Origin of the sequence: Sinorhizobium sp. BJ1 (assembly GCF_002531555.1) — a bacterium.
GTDB classification, from domain to species: Bacteria; Pseudomonadota; Alphaproteobacteria; order Rhizobiales; family Rhizobiaceae; genus Sinorhizobium; species Sinorhizobium fredii_B.
In genome coordinates, this window is sequence record NZ_NWTH01000098.1 from 1 (window position 1) to 1890 (window position 1890).

The window sequence follows — 1890 nt, forward strand, 5'->3', positions numbered from 1 at the left end:
CTTGCTCATCTCAGGCCCATTATCCACGAAGCGTTAAGCCGCAGACAACGTGACATCGCCGAGTCGACGGTTGTTGCAATGCTTCCGAGTGGCGCCGTCGATCAAGGAATCGGTCAGCGGTGATCGATTCAAGAATGTCATTGGACGGAGAATCCTCGACCGGTCAAACTCGCAGGCATGACCCAGCACTGGTTCCGCCTGTATGTTCAGCGAATTGACGCGACCAAGAACATGGCGCGCTATTACACAATGTCCATCGAGCCGGATCTCTTCGGCGGCGCTTCGCTCGTCCGCCGCTGGGGCCGGATCGGCACCCGCGGCAAAGAGCGCGTTGATCTGTTCAAGGATGAGCATCAAGCGATCCAGCACTTCCTCTTCTTGGCTCGCCAGAAGCGAGCGCGCGGTTACATGCCCCAATCGTCGCTTGATCTCTAAACCTCAGTCCCTCTCGCCGCAAAAGAAGGACAATGAATGAGAAACCGCTGCGCTTAAAAGCCTCGGCAAAGGACGCTGGCCGGAGCGGTGCAGGTAAGGGACAGGCTCGCCCGCCCCCTTGTCCTCTACCCGCAGTGCGCATAGCCTTCGCTCGGGGAGGCACCATCGCATGGATGCCACTGTCGTCATTGTCGGCGCTGGGCCGGCGGGACTCGCCGTCGGCGCCTGCCTCAAACAGACAAGGATCAATTTCATCATCCTTGAAAAGGCGCATGAGATAGCGCCGGCCAGGGGGCGCCACTACCGGCGACGGCACCTGCACACGGTGAAGGCGTTCTCCTCGCTACCTTATGTGCCGTTCCCGAGGGGCTATCCGCGCTACGTGCCACGCGAGAAGGTGGTCGCCTATCTCGAGGCCTATGCCGACGGTTCGAGCTTCGACCGCGCTTCGGTGAGACGGTCAACTCAATCCACCGCGACCAGGGCGGCTACTTGGTCGAGACCGAAACGGACACGCTTCCCGCGCGTCATGTCGTCATCGCCACCGGCAACAATGCCGAACCCGTGATTCCCAGCCTGCCCGCCATTGAGGCTTTCAATGGCAGGCGGCTGCACAGCGCCGACTACACCGAGGCCGCGTCCTTCGATAGCCAGTCGGTGTTGGTGGTCGGCATGGGCAACACCGGCGCCGAAATCGCGCTCGACCTTGCCGAGGGCGGAGCCCGCCCAACGCTGTCGGTACGCAGGGGCGTCCATATCGTGCCGCGCCAGCTGTTCGGCATACCAATCCAGATGATCGCCCTCGCGAGCCGGCCAATGCCACGAGCGCTGAACGACAGGCTGTTTCCGATCATCCTCGACGTCGCGCTGGGCAGGCTTGGAACATACGGCATCGTCCGGCCGAAGCAGGGAATTCTTGAGCAGGTTGAAGCCGGGCGTATCCCCGTCATTGATGTCGGTACCGTATGGGCAATCAAGTCCGGCGGCATCAAGGTGGCGCCTGACATTGAGTGCTTCACCACGCGCGGCGCCATTTTTGTCGATGGTCGGCCGGCCGAGTTCGACAGCGTCATCCTCGCCACTGGTTACCGGCCCGGTTTCGAGAAATTCCTGCCGGTGGACTTGCGACCCGGCAAGAGCGGCGTCACTCGCCAGGCCTCCGAGCTCGGCGTCTATCTTGTCGGTTTCCACAATCCAGTCACCGGCCTGCTCAGAGAGATCGGCAGGGAAGCGGTTGCGGTGAGCGCTGGGTCGCTTAAGAGAACTCGGGCCTCAGCGGCTCTCTGGCCCCGCCGCAGTGGGTGCGACCTAGCTATTCGGCGTCAAATCTTCGAAGCATCTTCTTGAGCCAAAGGTTCTGCGCACGAAGCTGGTCAGCTAGCAGCCCTTTCAGGCGGCGATGTCACGTTGTCTGCGGCTTAACGCTTCGTGGATAATGGGCCTGAGATGAGCAAG

Annotated in this window: 3 protein-coding genes; all 3 read left to right on the forward strand. The window is 61.5% G+C overall.

Annotated features, from left to right (window positions below):
• Window positions 1-177: 177 nt before the first annotated feature.
• The 3 genes from CO676_RS34175 (at window position 178) to CO676_RS34180 (ending at window position 1782) form a co-directional block, all read left to right on the forward strand.
• The gene (locus CO676_RS34175) at window positions 178-435 is read left to right on the forward strand and encodes a WGR domain-containing protein (RefSeq protein ID WP_097524301.1); all 258 of its coding nucleotides are present in this window, start codon (window positions 178-180) and stop codon (window positions 433-435) included.
• Between the two features lie 169 nt (window positions 436-604).
• The gene (locus CO676_RS36730; RefSeq protein ID WP_245424670.1) at window positions 605-1003 is read left to right on the forward strand and encodes an FAD-dependent monooxygenase; all 399 of its coding nucleotides are present in this window, start codon (window positions 605-607) and stop codon (window positions 1001-1003) included.
• Window positions 904-1782, forward strand: coding sequence for an NAD(P)/FAD-dependent oxidoreductase (locus CO676_RS34180; protein WP_245424671.1), 879 nt, complete (start codon window positions 904-906; stop codon window positions 1780-1782). The genes CO676_RS36730 and CO676_RS34180 overlap by 100 nt, the downstream gene beginning before the upstream one ends.
• Window positions 1783-1890: the final 108 nt, after the last annotated feature.

Coding starts and splice junctions, on each gene's coding strand:
- CO676_RS34175 (WP_097524301.1), top strand. CDS start 178: ATGACCCAGCACTGGTTCCGCCTGTATGTTCAGCGAATTGACGCGACC.
- CO676_RS36730 (WP_245424670.1), top strand. CDS start 605: ATGGATGCCACTGTCGTCATTGTCGGCGCTGGGCCGGCGGGACTCGCC.